Below are 20,422 nucleotides of genomic sequence, written 5' to 3' on the forward strand. Positions count from 1 at the left end.
AGTGTCCCTGATCGCTTCAGACCACTTCCGCATCGTTGTCGGCCTCGGCAAGAGCGGCATGTCCCTGGTTCGCTTCCTGGCGAACCGGGGCACGTCGTTCGCCGTGGCCGACACGCGGGAAAATCCACCGGAGCTGGTCACGCTGCGCCGTGACTACCCGCACGTGGAAGTGCGCTGTGGCGAACTGGATGTCGAGTTTCTGTGCCGCGCCGATGAGCTCTACGTGAGCCCCGGCCTGGCGCTGGCTACACCGGCCCTGCAAGCGGCTGCGGCGCGGGGCGTGAAGCTGTCCGGCGATATCGACCTGTTTGCGCGCAACGCCAAGGCGCCGATCGTGGCCATCAGCGGTTCCAACGCAAAAAGCACCGTGACCACCCTGGTCGGCGAGATGGCGGCTGCGGCCGGCAAGCGCGTGGCGGTGGGCGGCAACCTGGGGATGCCTGCGCTGGACCTGCTCAGCGACGACGTCGAGCTGTACGTGATGGAGCTGTCGAGTTTCCAGCTGGAAACCACTCACGAGCTGGGTGCCGAAGTCGCCACCGTGTTGAACGTCAGCGAAGACCACATGGACCGCTACAGCGGCCTGCCGGCTTATCACCTGGCCAAGCACCGGATCTTCCGCGGTGCCAGGCAGTTTGTGGTCAACCGCCAGGATGCCCTTAGCCGTCCACTGATCGGCGAGGGCATGCCGTGCTGGACCTTCGGCCTGAGCAAGCCCGACTTCAAGGCATTCGGCATTCGCGAAGAGAACGGCGAGAAATACCTGGCCTTCGAATTCCAGAACCTGATGCCGGTGCGCGAACTGAAAATCCGTGGCGCCCATAACCAATCCAATGCCCTGGCAGCCCTGGCGCTCGGCCATGCGGTTGGCTTGCCGTTCGACGCCATGCTCGCCGCCCTGCGCACGTTCGCGGGCCTCGAGCATCGCTGCCAGTGGGTGCGCGACCTCGATGGCGTCAGCTATTACAACGATTCCAAAGCCACCAATGTCGGCGCCGCCCTGGCGGCCATCGAAGGCCTGGGTGCCGATATCGACGGCAAGGTGGTGCTGATCGCCGGCGGCGACGGCAAGGGTGCCGACTTCAAGGACCTTAAAGGCCCGGTGGCTGCGCATTGCCGCGCCGTGGTGCTGATGGGCCGCGATTCGGACCTGATCGCCGCCGCCCTGGGTGACGCTGTGCCGCAGGTGCGCGCCACTTCCCTGGATGACGCCATTGCCCGGTGCAAGGCCCTGGCCCAGCCGGGTGATGCGGTACTGCTGTCGCCGGCCTGCGCCAGTTTCGACATGTTCAAGAACTATGAAGAGCGCGGCCAGCTGTTCGCCCGCGCCGTGGAGGCTTTGGCATGAGCCTCAACCTGAAGAACATTATCAAGCCGTACCCGTCGCCGATCATTACCGGGCGCGGCATCGACCTGGATTTCCCAATGCTCGCCGGTTGCCTGGCGCTGCTCGGCCTGGGCCTGGTGATGATCACCTCGGCATCTTCCGAAGTGGCCGCCGTGCAGTCGGGCAACACCCTGTACATGATGATCCGCCACCTGGTGTACCTGGTGATCGGCCTCGGCGCGTGCATCGTCACCATGATGATTCCGATCGCCACCTGGCAGCGCCTGGGTTGGCTGATGCTGATCGGCGCGTTCGGTTTGCTGGTCATGGTGATCCTGCCCGGCATCGGCCGCGAAGTGAACGGTTCGATGCGCTGGATCGGCTTCGGTGCGTTCAACGTACAGCCGTCGGAAATCGCCAAGGTGTTCGTGGTGATTTACCTGGCCGGCTACCTGGTACGCCGTCAGAAAGAAGTGCGCGAAAGCTGGATGGGCTTCTTCAAGCCATTCATCGTGCTGCTGCCCATGGCCGGCCTGCTGCTGATGGAACCCGACTTCGGTGCCACCGTGGTGATGATGGGGGCTGCCGCCGCGATGCTGTTCCTCGGCGGTGTCGGTCTGTTCCGCTTCACCTTGATGGTGGTGCTGGCCGTCGCGGCCGTGACGATCCTGGTGCAGGCGCAACCCTACCGGATGGCGCGCCTGATTACCTTTACCGACCCGTGGTCCGACCAGTTCGGTTCCGGCTATCAGCTGACCCAGGCGTTGATCGCGTTCGGGCGCGGCGAGTGGCTGGGCGTGGGCCTGGGCAACAGCGTGCAGAAGCAGTTCTACCTGCCGGAAGCGCACACCGACTTCGTGTTCTCGGTGCTCGCCGAGGAACTGGGCGTGGTCGGTTCGCTGTGCACCGTCGCGCTGTTCGTATTTGTGTGCGTGCGCGGCATGTACATCGGCTTGTGGGCCGAGAAAGCCAAACAGTATTTCGCCGCCTACGTGGCGTACGGCTTGTCGTTCCTGTGGATCGGCCAGTTCCTGATCAATATCGGCGTGAACGTCGGCTTGCTGCCGACCAAGGGCCTGACCCTGCCGTTCCTCAGTTACGGCGGCAGTTCGTTGGTGATTTGCTGCGCTTGCCTGGGCTTGTTGCTGCGCATCGAGTGGGAAAGTCGTACGCACCTGGGCAGCGAAGAGATGGAGTTCAGCGAAAGCGACTTCGCCGAGGAGCCGACCCATGGGCGCTAACGTGCTGATCATGGCCGGCGGCACCGGGGGCCATGTGTTCCCGGCCCTGGCCTGCGCGCGCGAATTCCAGAGCCGTGGCTACAGCGTGCACTGGCTGGGCACGCCGCGTGGCATCGAGAACGAGCTGGTGCCGAACGCCGGTTTGCCGCTGCACCTGATCAACGTCACCGGCCTGCGTGGCAAGGGCAAATTGTCCCTGCTCAAGGCGCCGTTCGTGTTGCTCAAGGCGGTCATGCAGGCACGCAAGATCATCCGCGAACTGAAGCCGGTGTGTGTGCTCGGCTTTGGCGGTTATGTGACCGGCCCCGGTGGCGTGGCGGCGAAACTCGCCGGCGTACCGGTGATTGTCCATGAACAGAACGCCGTCGCCGGTACCGCCAACCGTCTGTTGGTGCCGTTGGCCGCGCGGGTGTGTGAAGCCTTCCCGAAAACGTTCGCGGCTTCGGACAAGCTTCGCACCACTGGCAACCCGGTGCGTACCGAGCTGTTCATGGCCATCGCACGTGAAGCGCTGGCCGGACGCAAGGCACACCTGCTGATCCTGGGCGGAAGCCTGGGCGCCGAGCCGCTGAACAAATTGCTGCCTGAAGCCGTTGCGCAACTGCCCGAAGCACTGCGTCCGGAAATCTTCCATCAGGCCGGCAAAAACCACGATGAAGTCACCGCCACGCGCTATCGCGAAGCCGGTGTCGAGGCGAACGTACAGCCCTTCATCAAAGACATGGCCCAAGCCTATGGCTGGGCCGACCTGGTGGTCTGTCGCGCTGGTGCGCTGACCGTCAGTGAACTGGCTGCCGCCGGTCTGCCGTCATTGCTGGTGCCTCTGCCCCATGCAATCGACGATCACCAGACCCGCAACGCCGAATATTTGGCCGGGGAGGGCGCTGCCTTCCTGCTGCCGCAAAGAACGACTGGCGCCGCCGATTTGGCCGCACGCCTGACCGAGGTTTTGATGCAACCGGAACGACTCAACAGCATGGCGAGCACCGCAAGCCGCCTGGCCAAACCTGACGCAACCCGCACCGTGGTCGATATCTGCCTGGAGGTGGCCCATGGTTGAGAATCAGAAAGCCATGCCGCAACCGGAAATGCGCCGCATCCGTCGCATCCACTTCGTCGGTATCGGCGGCGTGGGCATGTGCGGCATTGCCGAAGTATTGCTGAACCTGGGCTATCAGGTGTCCGGCTCCGATTTGAAAGAGTCGCCGGTCACCGAGCGCCTGAAGTCCTTTGGCGCGCAGATCTTTATCGGCCACCGTGCCGAGAACGCCGCCGAGGCCGACGTGCTGGTAGTGTCCAGCGCCGTGAACACGTCCAACCCGGAAGTGGCCACCGCCCTCGAACGCCGTATCCCCGTGGTGCCGCGCGCCGAGATGCTCGCCGAGCTGATGCGCTACCGCCACGGCATCGCCGTCGCCGGTACTCACGGCAAGACCACCACCACCAGCCTGATCGCCTCGGTGTTCGCCGCCGGTGGCCTGGACCCGACCTTCGTCATCGGTGGCCGCCTGAATGCAGCCGGCACCAATGCCCAGCTCGGCACCAGCCGCTACCTGATCGCCGAAGCCGATGAAAGTGACGCGAGCTTCCTGCACCTGCAACCGCTGGTCGCCGTCGTCACCAACATCGACGAAGACCACATGGCGACCTACGACGGTGACTTCAACAAGTTGAAGAAAACCTTCGTCGACTTCCTGCACAACCTGCCGTTCTACGGGTTGGCGGTGGTGTGCCTGGACGATCCGGTGGTGCGCGAAATCCTGCCGCAGGTCAAGCGCCCGACCGTGACCTACGGCTTCAGCGAAGACGCCGACGTGCGCGCGATCAATGTACGCCAGCAAGGCATGCAGACCTTCTTCACCGTGCTGCGCCCCGACCGCGAGCCGCTGGATGTCTCGGTGAATATGCCGGGCAACCACAACGTACTGAACTCCCTGGCGACCATCTGCATTGCCACCGACGAGGGCGTCAGCGATGAAGCCATTGTCGAAGGCCTGTCGCGCTTTGCCGGTGTCGGCCGGCGCTTCCAGGTCTACGGCCAACTGCCGGTCGAAGGCGGTGACGTGATGCTGGTGGACGACTACGGTCACCACCCGACCGAAGTCGCCGCCGTGATCAAGGCCGTGCGCGGTGGCTGGCCGGAGCGCCGCCTGGTGATGGTCTATCAGCCGCACCGCTACAGCCGCACCCGCGACCTGTACGACGACTTCGTCAATGTATTGGCCGATGCCAACGTGCTGCTGCTGATGGAAGTCTACCCGGCCGGTGAAGAACCGATCCCGGGCGCCGACAGCCGCAAGCTGTGCAACAGCATCCGTCAGCGCGGGCAGTTGGACCCGATCTACATCGAGCGTGGTGTGGACCTGGCGCCGATCGTCAAGCCGCTGCTGCGCGCCGGCGACATCCTGCTGTGCCAGGGTGCCGGTGATATCGCTGGTCTTGCGCCTAAATTGTTGGCCAGCCCGCTGTTTGCCGCCCAGAAGGGGACGTCGAAATGATCACTGATTACGCCTCCCTGTTCTCCACGGTCGCGCCTGCCGACTTCGGCCGCGTCGCGGTGCTGTTCGGCGGCAAGAGCGCCGAGCGCGAAGTGTCGCTCAAGTCCGGCAATGCCGTGCTGCAAGCCCTGCAAAGCGCCGGCGTGAATGCGTTCGGCATCGACGTGGGCGATGACTTCCTCGCCCGCCTGCAGGCCGAAAAGATCGACCGCGCCTTCATCATTCTGCATGGCCGTGGCGGTGAAGACGGCAGCATGCAGGGCCTGCTCGAGTGCGCCGGCATTCCCTATACCGGCAGCGGCATTTTGGCGTCGGCGCTGGCGATGGACAAGTTGCGCACCAAGCAGGTGTGGCACAGCCTGGGGATTCCAACCCCGCGTCATGCCGTGCTGTGCAGCGAAGACGATTGTATTTCTGCGGCCAAGGAACTGGGGCTGCCTTTGATCGTCAAACCAGCCCATGAAGGCTCCAGTATCGGCATGGCCAAAGTGAACTCGGCCGCCGAATTGATCGACGCATGGAAAGCGGCAAGCACCTACGATTCGCAAGTGATGGTGGAACAGTGGATCCAGGGTCCCGAGTACACCATCGCCACCCTGCGTGGCCAGGTATTGCCGCCCATCGCATTGGGCACGCCCCACACTTTTTACGATTACGACGCCAAGTACGTGGCTTCCGATACCCAGTACCGGATTCCCTGCGGTCTTGACGCAACCAAGGAACAACACTTGATGGACCTCACGGCGAAAGCCTGTGAGGCGCTGGGTATCGCCGGCTGGGCGCGGGCAGACGTGATGCAGGATGACCAGGGTAATTTCTGGTTCCTGGAAGTCAACACCGCGCCGGGCATGACCGACCACAGCCTGGTCCCCATGGCCGCCCGTGCCGCCGGCCTGGATTTCCAGCAGTTGGTGCTGGCGATCCTGGCCGCCAGCATCGAGCCAAGAGGCTAAGACATGAAAGGCGCATCGCTTCGTCATCAGCCCCCACAAGCACCGAGCCGCAAGCCGGTGCCACGGGGTGCCAGCCGCATGGTGGCCAAAGAGCCGATGTCGGCGCGCCTGCCCAAAGCCAACTTTGGTTTCATCAAGGCGCTGTTCTGGCCGGTGTTGCTGGTGGTGCTGGGTTTTGGCACCTACGAGGGCGCGCAGCGTCTGTTGCCGTATGCCGACCGGCCGATCACCAAGATCAGCGTGCAGGGCGACTTGAGCTACATCAGCCAGCAAGCGGTGCAGCAGCGCATCAGCCCGTTCCTGGCGGCGAGCTTCTTCACCATCGACCTGGCCGGCATGCGCGCCGAGCTGGAACAGATGCCGTGGATCGCCCACGCCGAAGTCCGTCGCGTATGGCCGGACCAGGTCACGATCCGCCTGGAAGAACAACTGCCCGTGGCCCGCTGGGGCGATGGTGCACTGTTGAACAACCAGGGGCAGGCGTTTGCGCCGCGTGAAGTGGCGAACTATGAGCACCTGCCGCAGCTGTTCGGGCCGCAGCGGGCGCAACAGCAAGTGATGCAGCAGTACCAGGCCTTGAGCCAGATGCTGCGGCCACTGGGCTTCTCCATTGCACGCCTGGAATTGCGTGAGCGGGGCAGCTGGTTTCTGACGACCGGGGCAGGCAGTTCCGGCCCGGGCATCGAGTTGTTGCTGGGACGCGACCGCTTGGTGGAAAAGATGCGCCGCTTTATTGCCATCTATGAAAAAACCTTGAAAGAACAGATCACGAACATTGCGAGCGTCGACCTGCGTTACGCCAACGGCCTGGCCGTCGGTTGGCGTGTACCGGCGGCGCCCACGGCAGCACAACCCGCTGTCGCGAAGAATTAAGAAGAGGCAGGACCCATGGCAAACGTGCAAAGCGGCAAAATGATCGTCGGTCTCGATATCGGCACCTCCAAGGTGGTGGCGCTGGTCGGCGAGGTCGGTGAAGACGGCACGATCGAAATCGTCGGTATTGGCACGCATCCGTCCCGGGGCCTGAAGAAGGGCGTGGTGGTGAACATCGAGTCCACCGTGCAATCGATCCAGCGCGCCATCGAAGAAGCGCAGCTGATGGCCGGTTGCCGGATTCACTCGGCGTTCGTCGGCGTGGCCGGCAACCATATCCGCAGCCTGAACTCCCACGGCATCGTGGCGATCCGCGACCGTGAGGTCAGCGCGGCCGACCTCGAGCGCGTCCTCGACGCCGCCCAGGCCGTGGCGATCCCGGCTGACCAGCGTGTGCTGCACACCTTGCCGCAGGACTACGTGATCGATAACCAGGAAGGCGTGCGCGAGCCGCTGGGCATGTCCGGCGTGCGCCTGGAAGCCAAGGTCCACGTGGTGACCTGCGCCGTCAACGCTGCACAGAACATTGAAAAATGCGTGCGCCGTTGTGGCCTGGAAATCGACGACATCATTCTCGAGCAGTTGGCGTCCGCGTATTCGGTACTGACCGACGACGAAAAAGAACTGGGCGTGTGCCTGGTGGACATCGGCGGCGGCACCACCGACATCGCGATCTTCACCGAGGGTGCGATCCGTCACACCGCCGTGATCCCGATCGCCGGCGACCAGGTCACCAACGACATCGCCATGGCCTTGCGTACACCGACCCAGTACGCCGAGGAAATCAAGATCCGCTACGCCTGCGCCCTGGCCAAGCTGGCCGGTGCCGGTGAAACCATCAAGGTGCCGAGCGTCGGCGACCGTCCGCCGCGCGAACTGTCGCGCCAGGCCCTGGCCGAAGTGGTCGAGCCGCGCTATGACGAGCTGTTCACCCTGATCCAGGCCGAGCTGCGTCGCAGCGGCTACGAAGATTTGATCCCGGCCGGCATCGTGCTGACCGGTGGCACCTCGAAGATGGAAGGCGCGGTCGAACTGGCCGAGGAAATCTTCCACATGCCGGTGCGCCTGGGCGTGCCCCATGGCGTCAAGGGCCTGGGCGACGTAGTGCGCAACCCGATTTATTCCACCGGTGTGGGCTTGCTGTTGTACGGACTGCAAAAGCAGACCGACGGCATTTCCCTGTCGGGCCCGAGTATCCGTGACAGCTACCGCAGCGATGACGAAGCCAAAGCGCCGTTGTTCGAGCGGCTGCAGGCGTGGGTCAAAGGCAATTTCTAAAGACTTACCGTGACACCGCAACACCCGTAACAAGCAGTAGGCGAAAAAACTAGAGAAAATGAAAGGAGAGGGAACATGTTTGAACTCGTAGACAACATCCCCGCTAGCCCGGTTATCAAAGTAATCGGTGTCGGCGGTGGCGGCGGCAACGCTGTCAACCATATGGTCAAGAGCAACATTGAAGGCGTTGAATTCATCTGCGCCAACACTGATGCCCAGGCGCTGAAAAGCATCGGCGCGCGGACCATCCTGCAATTGGGCACAGCCGTGACCAAGGGCCTCGGCGCTGGCGCCAACCCGGAAGTCGGCCGTCAAGCCGCTCTGGAAGACCGCGAGCGTATTGCCGAAGTGCTGCAAGGCACCAACATGGTGTTCATCACTACCGGCATGGGCGGCGGTACCGGTACCGGTGCAGCGCCGATCATTGCCGAAGTGGCCAAGGAAATGGGGATCCTGACGGTTGCTGTCGTGACCCGTCCGTTCCCGTTCGAAGGCCGCAAGCGCATGCAGATCGCCGACGAAGGTATCCGTCTGCTGTCTGAAAGCGTCGACTCGTTGATCACCATTCCCAACGAGAAACTGCTGACCATCCTGGGCAAGGACGCAAGCCTTTTGTCCGCGTTCGCCAAGGCTGACGATGTACTGGCCGGTGCCGTTCGCGGTATCTCCGACATCATCAAGCGCCCGGGCATGATCAACGTCGACTTTGCCGACGTGCGTACCGTCATGAGCGAAATGGGCATGGCGATGATGGGCACCGGCTGCGCCAGCGGTCCGAACCGTGCACGCGAAGCCACCGAAGCGGCCATCCGCAACCCGCTGCTCGAAGACGTGAACCTGCAAGGTGCACGCGGCATCCTGGTGAATATCACCGCCGGCCCTGACCTGTCCCTGGGTGAGTACTCCGACGTGGGTAGCATCATCGAAGCCTTCGCTTCCGAGCACGCCATGGTCAAGGTCGGTACCGTTATCGATCCGGACATGCGCGACGAGCTGCACGTGACCGTGGTTGCGACCGGCCTGGGTGCGAAAATCGAGAAGCCTGTGAAGGTCATCGACAACACCCTGCACAACAGCCAGGCCAGCCAGGCCAGCCAGTCGGCTGCCGCTCCAGCGCCTTCGCGCCAGGAACTGCCGTCGGTGAACTACCGTGACCTGGACCGTCCGACCGTGATGCGCAACCAGGCTCAGGCCGGTGCTGCGGCGTCCCGTAGCCCGAATCCGCAAGACGATCTGGACTACCTGGATATCCCGGCATTCCTGCGTCGTCAGGCCGATTAATGGAATGTATCAGGGCTATGAAGGTGATTGGTGTTCAGCAAAGGTCTGGTCTGCTATTATCGCCAGCCTTTGTTGATACCAGTTCGCAATTTGCGCTGAAGCGGTCCAAGCCATGATTAAACAACGCACCCTGAAGAATATTATTCGTGCCACAGGTGTAGGTCTGCACTCCGGGGAGAAGGTATACCTGACCCTCAAGCCTGCACCTGTCGACACCGGCATCGTGTTTGTGCGTGCCGACCTGGACCCTGTGGTGCAGATTCCTGCTCGCGCGGAAAACGTTGGCGAAACCACGATGTCGACCACACTGGTCAACGGTGACGTCAAAGTGGATACGGTGGAGCACTTGCTCTCGGCCATGGCTGGCCTGGGCATCGATAACGCCTACGTCGAGCTCTCCGCGTCCGAAGTCCCGATCATGGATGGCAGCGCTGGACCCTTCGTATTCCTGATTCAATCTGCCGGCCTGGAAGAACAGGACGCAGCCAAGAAGTTCATTCGCATTCTGCGGGAAGTGACAGTAGAAGACGGCGACAAGCGCGCCACCTTCGTCCCGTTCGAAGGCTTTAAAGTGAGCTTTGAGATCGATTTCGATCACCCGGTATTCCGTGACCGCACCCAGAGTGCAAGCGTGGATTTTTCCAGCACTTCGTTCGTAAAAGAAGTCAGTCGCGCCCGTACCTTTGGTTTCATGAGTGACATCGAGTACCTGCGCAAGCACAACCTCGCACTCGGCGGCAGCGTTGAAAACGCCATTGTGGTCGACGCGGATGGTGTACTGAACGAAGACGGCCTTCGCTACGAAGACGAATTCGTCAAGCACAAGATCCTCGATGCAATCGGTGACCTCTACCTGCTGGGCAATAGCCTGATAGGCGAGTTCAAAGGCTTCAAGTCGGGCCACGCCCTTAACAACCAGCTGCTGCGCAAGTTGATTGAGCAGACAGACGCTTGGGAAGTCGTGACGTTCGAAGATGCCAGCACCGCACCGATCTCTTACATGCGTCCCGTTGCGGCGGTGTAAGTAACAACTCTCTTTCTTTAGTTTTTAAAGGCTGCCTTCGGGTGGCCTTTTTTTATGCGCTGATAGATCGTTCCCACGCTCCGCGTGGGAACGCATCCAGTGATGCTCCGCGTCACCATTACGCAGGTGCCGGACTCTGCGCTGAAAGCAGGACGCGGAGCGTCCCGGGCGGCATTCCCACGCGGAGCGTGGGAACGATCGCTCGTAGATCGGTCCTACACAGGCAGGGTTGCCGCGTCCAACGTCCGATTGCGCCCGCTGTGCTTGGCCTCGTACAACGCCTGGTCGGCCTTGAACAGCAGATCCTCAAGGGTGTTACGGCTGTGTTTGTGCCAGGTGCTCATGCCAATGCTCACCGTGATCGGCTGCTCATCCCCAGCCATCCGTGGCAAGTACTGGACGCTCTGGCGGATACGCTCGGCAATCACCCACGCGCCCTTGGCATCGGTATGGGGCAGCACCACCGCGAATTCTTCACCGCCATAACGCGCCGCCAGGTCGGCCGGGCGGCGGATATTGCTGTCTATCACCTGCGCCACGGCGCGCAGCGCATCATCTCCGCCCTGGTGACCATGGCGGTCGTTGAAAGCCTTGAAGTGGTCGACATCGATCATCAGCACCGTCAGCGGCTCGGTCGAGCGTTGTGCGCGGTCCCATTCCAGGCGCAGGCGCTGGTCCAGGGTGCGGCGGTTGGCCAGGCCGGTAAGGGCATCGGTACCTGCCAGTTCTTACAGCACCTGCTCGACCCGGTGGCGCCGGCGCAGCTCCTTGCTCAGCGCCCAGGTCAGCCATAACAGGCCAATGCACAACACCCCCGTTGCGAGGCCGACCAACCACGCTGCGCGTCGCCAGGGCGCGAATACCTCATCGCTGGCCAGGGCCACCGCGACGATCAACGGCAAATTGCCGACACTCGAGAAACTGTAGAGCCGCCCCCGATGGTCGACACTGGATACGCTGCGAAAATTGCCGTCCCGCTCGCGCAGCATGCGTGCCACATTGGGCCGCGCACTCAGGTCCTTGTTGATCATGTCCGCTTCCAGCAAAGGCTCCTGCGCCAACAGGATGCCTTGATGGTTGAGCAGAGTGATGGTGCTGCCGGCGCCGATATTCAGGCTGCTGAACAGCTGGTGGAAGTACGAAAGACGCATGGAGGCGACGGCCACCCCTTGAAAGCGCCCGTCCGCCGATGAAAGGCGGCGGCTGAATGCAATGCGCCATGGGTCTTCGCATTCACAGCGGGCCATGAACGGGCGACTGATATACAGCCCGATGTCGGAACTGCCACGGTGAATCTGGAAATAGTCGCGGTCGGCGAAGTTGCCGGACTTGGGTGTGAGCAGGGATGAGTCGGCGATCACCTCGCCGCCTGGACCCAGCAGCAGGATGTCGCCCTTGTAGGGCGCTGCGTTGGAGCGGTCGAACAGCACCAGGTGCCGGATGCTGGCGGGCAGGTCCTGCAGGTCGGTGCGCGCGGTCGCGGCGATCAGGCCTTCCAGCGCCATGTCATACAGCTCGACGTTGCGTAGCACATCGGCGTCGATCAATTGAGTGATGGTGTTGGCGGTGCGCTTGGCGGTCTGCAAGGTATTGGCGTGTTCACGAATCAACAAGGCGGTGACGATGCCTACGATCAGCAATACCGTGAGGGTGCTGCCCAGGATCAGCAAGCGCTCCGGGCGGCGGGTAGGGCGGGCAGGGCTTGGGCTCATCGGACGTACTTCTGCGTTGAGATGCCCTTAGCGTAGTAGCAACTCCGGAATATGGCGCAGATCCAAATGTGGGAGGGGGCAAGCCTCCTCCCACATTGGATCTTCACCGTCAGCACGATCGTGCTCAGAACACGTTGATCGGATAGTCCACAATCACCCGGTACTCATCCACATCCCGGTCCACCGCCGAATAGCCATTGCCACCCCGATGGGTCGCCCATTGCAGGCGCACCGCCAGGTCCTTGGCCTTGCCATCTTGCACCACGTACTTGAGGTCGATGTCCCGCTCCCAGTGCCTGGCATTCTTGCCGTCGGCGCTGTACCAACTGCCGTAGCCGCGGCTGTTGGGGTCGACGCGGGTCAGGTCGGTCTTGCCGCTGATATAGGACACGGCGGACGTCAGGCCCGGCAGGCCGACACCGGCAAAATCGTAGGCGTATTTGAGCTTCCACGAACGCTCGTTGGGGCCGTTGAAGTCCGAATATTGCTGGGAGTTGTCCAGGTACACGCTGTCGCCCTGGGTGATGTAGTCGAACGGCGTGTTGCCGTTGACCCGCTGGTACGCGGCGGTGACGCTGTGGTTGCCCACGCCCACGGTGACATGCAGGCTGTAGGTGTTGTTGTCGATATCGCCGAGCAGCGCCTGGCCGGTGTCCTGGGTGTGGTAGTAGTGCAGGCCGGGGGTCAGGCTGACCAGGTCGTTCAGTGCGTAGGTGTATTCAAGGTCGTAGTAGTACTGGTGCCATACGTCCTTGAGTTCGGCGGCGTACAGGTTGCTGGTCAGCGCCGGGATTGCGCTGAACGATACACCGGCCCAGTTCAGGTGCCGGCTGTCGGCGTTGGCCGGCAACGCGCCGTAGCTGGTGCCGATGCGCCGGTGGCCGCTCTGGTTGTAGAGCTTGGTAAAGCTGGCCTGGCCGCCTTCGAACATCCAGCCATCGAGACTGTGGTTGCTCAGGCTCACACCGCGAAACGTCTGGGGCAGCATGCGCGTCATGCCGCCGGCGATCACCGGGTTGTTGAGGAACAGGTCGCCGGCCTTCAACTCGGTATCGAACGCACGCATTTTCAAGGTGCCGCCAGCGGTGGAAAACGCACCGGGCGCCTTGCCGTTACCGCTGCCGTACGGAAGGATGGTGGAGCCGTCCGTGCCGCCACCGCCGTCGAGCTTGAGGCCGAGCATGGCGTTGAGGTCCAGGCCGAAACCGACCGCGCCCTGGGTGTAGCCGGATTCGAAGGTACCGATAAAGCCCTGGCCCCACTCCTTGCTGTCATCGGTGTGAAGGTCGCGGCGGTCGCGGTTCATGTAGTAGTTGCGGGTGTTGACCGTGAGGTGCGAACCCTCGATGAAACCTTCGGCGGGTGTCGTGTCTGCCGCGTGGGCAAGGGGCGTGATCGTTGCTGCGATTGCGAGGAATAACGGGGTCAGCGTCAGCGAGTTCTTCACCGGTGGAGCTCCTTTGGTCAAGCATGAACGGCCAGTGTCGTGGGGGTGTGCCCGGCCTTTTTTTACGGCAAAAAAAAGCCGCTGAAGTCAGCGGCTTTAAGACAGATTCCCAGTGTAGAGCCCTGGAAATAAGTCGAGGGAAATTCGGGTGAGGGTCAGCTGCCTTTGCCGGCGCGCTCATCGATGCGTCAAAGTAACGCAGGTGAGCGCTGTGATACAGAGTGTAACAAGATAATGACTGTTGCCCAAATTGCAACAGTTTGTACGGGTATGGATATTCTAACTGTGGGAGGTGGCTTGCCCCCGATGGCGGTGGATCAGCCGATTCATCTGTAGCTGGCATACCGCAATCGGGGGCAAGCCCCCTCCCACATTTGATTGAGGTGTTCTAGACAGGCAGGGTCATGCCGAAAGTATTGCCGCCACCCTCGCTGCGCACAAACACATCCCCGCCATGCATCAACGCAATCGCCTTGACGATGGCCAGTCCCAGCCCGTGATTCGCGCCGCTGTTGCTGCGCGACGCGTCCACTCGATAAAACCGTTCGAACAGGCGCGGCAGGTGTTCGTCGGCAATCGCCTCACCGGGATTGGTCACGCCGATCATTACCTGTTGGCCCTGCACTTCTATATGTACGTCGATGACCTGCCCCGGCGCGGTGTGTTGCACGGCATTGCTCAGCAGGTTGATCAGTGCGCGTCGCAGGTGGGCCTTTTCGATCTGCACCCGAGCATCGCCGTGCACACGTACGGTTACCTGGGCGTCTTCCAGGATGAAGTCCAGGTAGTCGAGGGTGGTGGCGACTTCATCGGCCAGGGCGCTTTCGATCAGCTTGGTGGCCTTGCTGCCCTGGTCGGCACTGGCGAGGAACAGCATGTCGTTGATGATCGAGCGCAGCCGCTCCAGTTCTTCCAGGTTCGATTGCAGCACCTCGAAATAATGCTCGGCCGAGCGCCCGCGGGTCAGTGCGACCTGGGTCTGGCCGATCAGGTTGGTCAGCGGCGAGCGCAGTTCATGGGCCACGTCGGCGTTGAAGGATTCCAGGCGTGAGTAGGCGAGTTCGACGCGGTCGAGGGTGGCGTTGAACGAGTTGACGAACTGGCTCAGTTCCGGCGGCAGCGGTGACAGTTGCAGGCGCCCGGAGAGTTTGGGCGGCGCAAGTTTGCGCGCTTCGGCCGAAAGTTTTTCCAGGGGTTTGAGGCCGATGCGCGACACCCAGAAACCCAGCAGCGAGGCCATGATCACGCCGACCAGCGCCAGGCTGACCAGCGCCACCAGCAGATGGTGCTGGGTGGCGCGGAAATTCTCGGTGTCGATGGCGATCATGAAGCGCAGCGGTGGGCGTTGCTCCTTGGCGGCAAACTGGCTGACCAGCACTTTGAACGGATAATCATGGCCGGGCAGGCGCAGGTCGCGTTTACCCGTCGGGCCCTGGGCAAACGCACGAATCTGCGCATCGGGCTCGCCGTATTCGTAACCCGGGTCGCTGCTGACCACCCAGAAGCGAATGCGCTTGTCTTCTTCGCCCAGCAGCTTGAGCTTGGCCTTTATTTTGACCCAATGCTCGGGCGTACCGAAGCGGTTCACCGAGGATTCCAGCACGCTGTAGCGCGCATCCAGTTCGGCCCCCGGCAACAGTCCCAGGCCGCGGTCCACTTGCTGGTAGAGCGCGCCGCCGATCAGCACGAAGATCAGCAGCGCCACCAGGCTGAACATGCCGCTCAGGCGCAGGGCGATGGAGTTAGCCGACACTGCGGTTCTCCAGCACGTAGCCCATGCCACGGATGGTGTGCAGCAGCTTGTGCTCGAAGGGCCCGTCGAGTTTGGCGCGCAGGCGTTTGATTGCCACTTCGACGACGTTGGCGTCGCTGTCGAAATTGATGTCCCAGACCATCTCGGCAATCGCGGTCTTGGACAGGATTTCGCCCTGGCGTCGCGCCAATACGCTGAGCAGCGAGAACTCCTTGGCGGTCAGGTCCAGGCGCACGCCGTTGCGGCTGGCCTTGCGGCTGATCAGGTCGATCCACAGGTCGGCCACTGTTACCTGCACCGGCTCATGGCCGCCGCTGCGTCGGGTCAGTGCTTGCAGGCGCGCCACCAGTTCCAGGAAGGAAAACGGCTTGCCCAGGTAGTCGTCGGCGCCTTCGCGCAGGCCACGGATGCGATCTTCCACGCGTTCGCGGGCAGTGAGCATGATCACCGGGGTCTGTTTGCGCGCACGCAAGGCGCGCAACACGCCGAAGCCGTCGAGCGCCGGCAGCATCACGTCCAGCACGATCACTGCGTAATCGTTCTCCAGCGCCAGGTGCAAACCCTCGACGCCTTCGCGCGCCACGTCGACGGTGTAGCCTTGCTCCGTCAGGCCGCGGTGCAGGTAGTCCGCGGTTTTTTCTTCATCTTCAATAATCAGGACGCGCATCAGCCTTTTGTTCCAGGGCGGGGCCTTGGCCTCAGTGTGTGGTCGCCAGCGCGAGCGCCGGTTTGGGCCTGTGGAAAAAACGTTCAAGGTACAAGTATATGACTGGCGTGGTGAACAGCGTCAGCGCCTGGCTCACCAGCAAGCCACCGACCACCGCGATGCCCAGCGGTTGGCGCAGCTCCGCGCCGGGGCCCGAACCGAGCATCAACGGCACCGCGCCCAGCAAGGCGGCGAGGGTGGTCATGATGATCGGCCGGAACCGCGTGACACAGGCTTCGTAGATCGCATCCTCAGGTGGCAGGCCCCGCACGCGCTGGGCCTCCAGGGCAAAGTCGATCATCAGGATGCCGTTTTTCTTGACGATACCGATCAGCAGCACCAGGCCGATCAGAGCCATGATCGAAAAGTCCTGGCCCAACAGCCACAGCATGATCAACGCGCCCAGGCCTGCCGAGGGCAGGGTGGAAATGATTGTCAGCGGGTGCACGAAACTCTCGTACAGCACGCCCAGGATAATGTAGACCGCCACCAGTGCCGCGAGGATCAGCCACGGCTGGCTGGCCAGCGAACTCTGGAACGCCTGGGCCGCGCCCTGGAAATTACCGATGATCGCAGCGGGCATGCCGATATCGTTCTTGGCCTGGTTGAGCATGATCACCGCGTCGCCCAGCGCCACTCCGGGGGCCAGGTTGAACGACAGGTTGGCGGCGGGGAACATGCCGTCATGGCTGATGGACAGCGGCCCCACGGTCGGCGGGTCGACCTTGGCCAGCGCCGACAGGGGCACCATCTCGTTGGTCAGTGGCGAGCGCAGGTAAAAATAGTTCAGGCTCTCGGCCTTGCCGCGCTGTTGGCGGTCCAGCTCCAGCACCACCTGGTACTGGTTGATTTCGGTCTGGTACTCGTTGATCTGGCGCTGGCCGAAGGCATCGTACAGCGCCTGGTCGACATCGGTGGCGCTCAGGCCGAAACGCGCGGCGGCCTGGCGGTCGATCGTGATGTGGGTGATGCTGCCGCCCAGTTGCAGGTCGTTGGACAGGTCACGAAACGCCGGGTTGGTGCGCAGTTTTTCGGTGAGTCGCTGGGTCCAGGTGTTGAGTGTCGGACCGTCGTTGCTCTTGAGTACGTATTGGTACTGGGCGCGGCTGGGGCCGGAGCTCAAGTTGATGTCCTGGCCGGCGCGCAGGTACAGGACGATGCCCGGCACCTTCGCCAGCTGCGGGCGGATGCGGTCGATGAACTGGCTGGCGGACACGTCGCGGTCGGCGCGGTCTTTCAAGGCAATCCAGAAGCGGCCGTTGGCGATGGTCTGGTTGCTGCCGGTCACCCCCACCGAGTGGGAGAACGCTTGCACCGCAGGGTCGGCCTTGACGATCTCGGCCAGGGCCTTGTGCTTGGCGACCATGTCCGGGTACGACACATCGGCCGCCGCCTCGCTGGTGCCGAGCACAAAACCGGTGTCCTGCACCGGGAAGAATCCCTTGGGGATAAACACGTAGCCGACCACGGCCAGGGCCAGGGTCACCACGAAGATCGCCGCCATGCTGCGTTGATGGGCCAGGGCGCGGCGCAGGTTGCGCGCATAACCGGCCAGCAGGCGCTCGCTGAACGTGGGTTTGGCATGGGCGGGATGGGTCGGCGCACCCATGAACAGTGCCGCGAGGGTGGGCGCCAGGGTCAGCGAGACCACCACCGAAATCAGGATGGTCGAGGTGGCGGTCAGCGCAAACTCCTTGAACAGCCGCCCGACCACACCGCCCATGAACAGCAGCGGAATGAATGCCGCCACCAGCGAGAAGCTGATGGACACCACGGTAAAGCCGATTTCGCCCGAGCCTTTGATCGCGGCCTCGCGCTTGCCCAGCCCGGCCTCCAGGTGCCGATGGATGTTTTCCACCACCACAATCGCATCGTCCACCACAAAGCCCACGGCAATCACGATGGCGACCAGGGTCAGGTTGTTCAGGCTGAAGCCCATCACATACATCAGCGCGAAAGTGGCCACCAGCGAAACACCGAGCACGGCCGACACAATCAACGTCGCCGACAGTTGGCGCAGGAACAGCGCCATCACCGCCACCACCAGCAGGATAGCGATCAGCAGGGTCATTTCCACTTCATGCAGGGAGGCGCGGATGGTCTTGGTGCGGTCGGTCAATACGCTGACCTGCACCGAGGCCGGCAGCATCGCTTCCAGGCGTGGCAGTGCTTGCTGGATGCGGTCGACCGTGTCGACGATATTCGCGCCCGGCTGGCGCGAGATTACCAGGTTGACCCCCGGGGTATCGCCGGACCAGGCCTGCACGTAGGCGTTTTCCGCACCATTGACGACCCTGGCGATATCACGCAACTGCACCGGCGCGCCATTTTTGTAGGACACAATCAACTGGCCGTATTCGTCGGGGTGAAACAGTTGATCGTTGGTCGACAGGGTCGACACGCTGTCGGCGCCGTAGATCGCGCCCTTGGCCAGGTTCAGGCTGGACTGCTGGATGGCCAGGCGGATGTCCGCGAGCGTCAGGCCGACCGCCGCGAGTTTGTCGGGGGAGGCCTGCACGCGAATCGCCGGGCGTTGCTGGCCGGTGATGTTGATCTGGCCGACACCGTCGATCTGGCTGATCTGGCGCGCCAGTAGGGTTTCCACGTAGTCGCTCAGTTCGGTGCCGGGCATGCTGGCGGAGCTGACGCTGAGGATCAGCACCGGGCTGTCGGCCGGGTTGACCTTCTTCCAGGTCGGCAGGCTTGGCATATCGCCGGGCAGCTTGCCGGAGGCGGTGTTGATCGCGGCCTGCACTTCCTGGGCGGCGGTGTCGATGCTTTTGTCCAGGGTGAATTGCAGGGTCAACAGGCTCGAGCCCAAGGCGCTGCTGGAGGTCATCTGGGTCATGCCGGGGATGGCGCTGAATTGCACCTCAAGCGGCGTCGCCACCGAGGAGGCCATGGTGTCCGGGCTGGCACCGGGTAACTGGGCCGTGACCTGGATCGTCGGAAATTCCGCTTCCGGCAGTGGCGCGACGGCCAGGCGCGGGAAGGCAATGATGCCCAGCAGCACCAGGGCAAATGTCAGCAGCAGGGTGGCGACCGGGTGATCAACGCACCAGGCCGAGGGCGAGCGACTGCCGCTCATGGCTGCGCCCTGGCATCGGCGGTCTGGATGATTTGCGGCGGCTCCTTGAGCACTTCCACCTCGGCGCCGGCCTTGAGCCGCGACTGGCCGTCGCTGACCAGCACATCCCCGGCCCGCACGCCCTCGATGATATTCACCTCGCTGTTCTGGTAGCTGACCCGCACCGGCACCACTTCAACGTAGTCACCCTTGAGCCGGTACACGAAATGCGAATCCAGGCCACGCTGCACCACGGTCGGCGGCACCACCAGGGCGTTCCTGTCGAGCGCGGTCTGGATCTTGATGGTCACCAGTTGTCCCGGCCACAGCTTCTGCGCGCCGTTCGCGAACTCGGCCTTGGCGCGCAGGGTGCCGGTGCTGGAACTGATCTGGTTGTCGATCACGCTCAAGTGGCCTTCGCCGAGCAAGTCGCCGGTCTGGCCGTCGGTGTCGGCGCCCAGGTAGGCATTCACGCTGGCTTTCTCGGGCGCGGCGATCAGGCCTTGCAGGCTCGGCAGCATCTGCTGCGGCAGGGAAAACTCGACAGCAATCGGGTCGATCTGGGTGACCGAGAACAACCCCTGGGTATCGCTCATGCGCAGGAAGTTTCCTTCATCCACCGTGCGAATGCCCACGCGGCCACTGACGGGGGAGCGAATCTGCGTGTAGGAAAGTTGAACTTGAGCCGCATCAATCGCTGCCTGGTTACCCTGGACGCTGGCCTTGAGCTGATTGACCAGTGCTTGTTGCTGGTCGTAGGTCTGCTTCGACACACCGTCGTCGATACTCAGGGCCTTGTAGCGCTTGAGGTTGACCAATGCCACTTGCAGCTGCGCCTGGCTTTCCCCCCGTTGCGCCCTGGCCTGGTCGAGGCTGGCGCGGATCGAGCGGTCATCGATGGTTGCCAGCAAGTCCCCGGCCTTCACACGCTGGCCTTCCTTGACCAGCAACCGAGTGAGGATGCCGTCGATCTGCGGACGGATCACCACGCTGTGCAAGGACAACACCGAGCCGATGCCGCTGACGAAGCGGGGCACATCCTGTTGCGCCACGCTCACCACGCGTACCGGAATCGCGCTGGGGGCCGCCAGCCGGGTCTTGGCGGGGCGAGTCAGCGTCCAGGCCGTCACTGCCAGAACCAGAAGGGCGCCCACCAGCAGGGCCGTGTTTCGTTTCAGGTGCATAGGATGAACGCCGCAGGCGCAGTTGCAAGTTTCAAGCTGCAAGCTGCAAGTTTGTGTGAGTGCCTTATAACTCGCTAA

Annotated in this window: 14 protein-coding genes and 1 pseudogene; 9 read left to right on the forward strand and 6 right to left on the reverse strand. The window is 62.8% G+C overall.

Annotated elements, in window-relative coordinates; translation table 11 throughout:
• Window position 1: 1 nt before the first annotated feature.
• From murD to lpxC, 9 genes are all read left to right on the forward strand, one after another.
• The gene (gene murD, locus J1G34_RS04890) at window positions 2-1,348 is read left to right on the forward strand and encodes a UDP-N-acetylmuramoyl-L-alanine--D-glutamate ligase (RefSeq protein ID WP_065897311.1); all 1,347 of its coding nucleotides are present in this window, start codon (window positions 2-4) and stop codon (window positions 1,346-1,348) included.
• Complete coding sequence (gene ftsW, locus J1G34_RS04895; RefSeq protein ID WP_065885825.1) at window positions 1,345-2,568, forward strand: putative lipid II flippase FtsW; 1,224 nt, start codon at window positions 1,345-1,347, stop codon at window positions 2,566-2,568. Before murD ends, ftsW begins: the two co-directional genes overlap by 4 nt.
• Complete coding sequence (murG, locus tag J1G34_RS04900; RefSeq protein WP_065892616.1) at window positions 2,558-3,628, forward strand: undecaprenyldiphospho-muramoylpentapeptide beta-N-acetylglucosaminyltransferase; 1,071 nt, start codon at window positions 2,558-2,560, stop codon at window positions 3,626-3,628. Before ftsW ends, murG begins: the two co-directional genes overlap by 11 nt.
• A complete protein-coding gene (gene murC / locus J1G34_RS04905; protein ID WP_222993452.1) occupies window positions 3,621-5,066 on the forward strand; it encodes a UDP-N-acetylmuramate--L-alanine ligase in 1,446 nt (481 codons plus the stop codon). Before murG ends, murC begins: the two co-directional genes overlap by 8 nt.
• A complete protein-coding gene (locus tag J1G34_RS04910) occupies window positions 5,063-6,019 on the forward strand; it encodes a D-alanine--D-alanine ligase (RefSeq protein WP_065885828.1) in 957 nt (318 codons plus the stop codon). The genes murC and J1G34_RS04910 overlap by 4 nt, the downstream gene beginning before the upstream one ends.
• A gap of 3 nt (window positions 6,020-6,022) precedes the next feature.
• Window positions 6,023-6,892 carry a cell division protein FtsQ/DivIB gene (locus J1G34_RS04915; protein ID WP_065885829.1) on the forward strand — a complete coding sequence of 290 codons (870 nt, stop codon included), beginning with the start codon at window positions 6,023-6,025 and terminating at the stop codon, window positions 6,890-6,892.
• 15 nt (window positions 6,893-6,907) lie between these two features.
• A complete protein-coding gene (ftsA, locus tag J1G34_RS04920; RefSeq protein ID WP_057724626.1) occupies window positions 6,908-8,170 on the forward strand; it encodes a cell division protein FtsA in 1,263 nt (420 codons plus the stop codon).
• Between the two features lie 75 nt (window positions 8,171-8,245).
• Entirely contained in the window at window positions 8,246-9,451 is a 1,206-nt protein-coding gene (gene ftsZ, locus J1G34_RS04925) for a cell division protein FtsZ (protein WP_222993454.1), read from the forward strand.
• 112 nt (window positions 9,452-9,563) lie between these two features.
• Complete coding sequence (gene lpxC / locus J1G34_RS04930) at window positions 9,564-10,475, forward strand: UDP-3-O-acyl-N-acetylglucosamine deacetylase (RefSeq protein WP_003171886.1); 912 nt, start codon at window positions 9,564-9,566, stop codon at window positions 10,473-10,475.
• 215 nt (window positions 10,476-10,690) lie between these two features.
• On the opposite strand, the pseudogene J1G34_RS04935 reads toward lpxC, so the two are convergent.
• The 6 genes and pseudogenes from J1G34_RS04935 to J1G34_RS04960 form a co-directional block, all read right to left on the reverse strand.
• Window positions 10,691-12,187 (reverse strand): annotated as a pseudogene (locus J1G34_RS04935) (diguanylate cyclase).
• 124 nt (window positions 12,188-12,311) lie between these two features.
• Window positions 12,312-13,634 carry an OprD family porin gene (locus J1G34_RS04940; protein WP_065936813.1) on the reverse strand — a complete coding sequence of 441 codons (1,323 nt, stop codon included), beginning with the start codon at window positions 13,632-13,634 and terminating at the stop codon, window positions 12,312-12,314.
• 388 nt (window positions 13,635-14,022) lie between these two features.
• Window positions 14,023-15,387 (reverse strand): heavy metal sensor histidine kinase, encoded by a 1,365-nt coding sequence (locus J1G34_RS04945; RefSeq protein ID WP_128875766.1) that lies wholly within the window; start codon window positions 15,385-15,387, stop codon window positions 14,023-14,025.
• Entirely contained in the window at window positions 15,377-16,054 is a 678-nt protein-coding gene (locus J1G34_RS04950) for a heavy metal response regulator transcription factor (protein WP_065892611.1), read from the reverse strand. The genes J1G34_RS04945 and J1G34_RS04950 overlap by 11 nt, the downstream gene beginning before the upstream one ends.
• A 31-nt stretch (window positions 16,055-16,085) precedes the next feature.
• Window positions 16,086-19,181: a multidrug efflux RND transporter permease subunit gene (locus tag J1G34_RS04955; protein ID WP_222993456.1), complete on the reverse strand. Its 3,096-nt coding sequence runs from the start codon at window positions 19,179-19,181 to the stop codon at window positions 16,086-16,088.
• A complete protein-coding gene (locus J1G34_RS04960) occupies window positions 19,178-20,344 on the reverse strand; it encodes an efflux RND transporter periplasmic adaptor subunit (RefSeq protein WP_222993458.1) in 1,167 nt (388 codons plus the stop codon). The genes J1G34_RS04955 and J1G34_RS04960 overlap by 4 nt, the downstream gene beginning before the upstream one ends.
• Window positions 20,345-20,422: the final 78 nt, after the last annotated feature.

The organism is Pseudomonas sp. Wu6 (genome assembly GCF_019891515.1).
In the GTDB taxonomy this organism is placed as follows: Bacteria; Pseudomonadota; Gammaproteobacteria; order Pseudomonadales; family Pseudomonadaceae; genus Aquipseudomonas; species Aquipseudomonas orientalis_A.

Excerpts from the sequence above, each read along its gene's own strand:
- ftsW (WP_065885825.1), top strand. The coding sequence starts at position 1,345 with ATGAGCCTCAACCTGAAGAACATTATCAAGCCGTACCCGTCGCCGATC.
- murG (WP_065892616.1), top strand. The coding sequence starts at position 2,558 with ATGGGCGCTAACGTGCTGATCATGGCCGGCGGCACCGGGGGCCATGTG.
- murC (WP_222993452.1), top strand. The coding sequence starts at position 3,621 with ATGGTTGAGAATCAGAAAGCCATGCCGCAACCGGAAATGCGCCGCATC.
- J1G34_RS04910 (WP_065885828.1), top strand. The coding sequence starts at position 5,063 with ATGATCACTGATTACGCCTCCCTGTTCTCCACGGTCGCGCCTGCCGAC.
- J1G34_RS04915 (WP_065885829.1), top strand. The coding sequence starts at position 6,023 with ATGAAAGGCGCATCGCTTCGTCATCAGCCCCCACAAGCACCGAGCCGC.
- ftsA (WP_057724626.1), top strand. The coding sequence starts at position 6,908 with ATGGCAAACGTGCAAAGCGGCAAAATGATCGTCGGTCTCGATATCGGC.
- ftsZ (WP_222993454.1), top strand. The coding sequence starts at position 8,246 with ATGTTTGAACTCGTAGACAACATCCCCGCTAGCCCGGTTATCAAAGTA.
- lpxC (WP_003171886.1), top strand. The coding sequence starts at position 9,564 with ATGATTAAACAACGCACCCTGAAGAATATTATTCGTGCCACAGGTGTA.
- J1G34_RS04950 (WP_065892611.1), bottom strand. The coding sequence starts at position 16,054 with ATGCGCGTCCTGATTATTGAAGATGAAGAAAAAACCGCGGACTACCTG.
- J1G34_RS04955 (WP_222993456.1), bottom strand. The coding sequence starts at position 19,181 with ATGAGCGGCAGTCGCTCGCCCTCGGCCTGGTGCGTTGATCACCCGGTC.
- J1G34_RS04960 (WP_222993458.1), bottom strand. The coding sequence starts at position 20,344 with ATGCACCTGAAACGAAACACGGCCCTGCTGGTGGGCGCCCTTCTGGTT.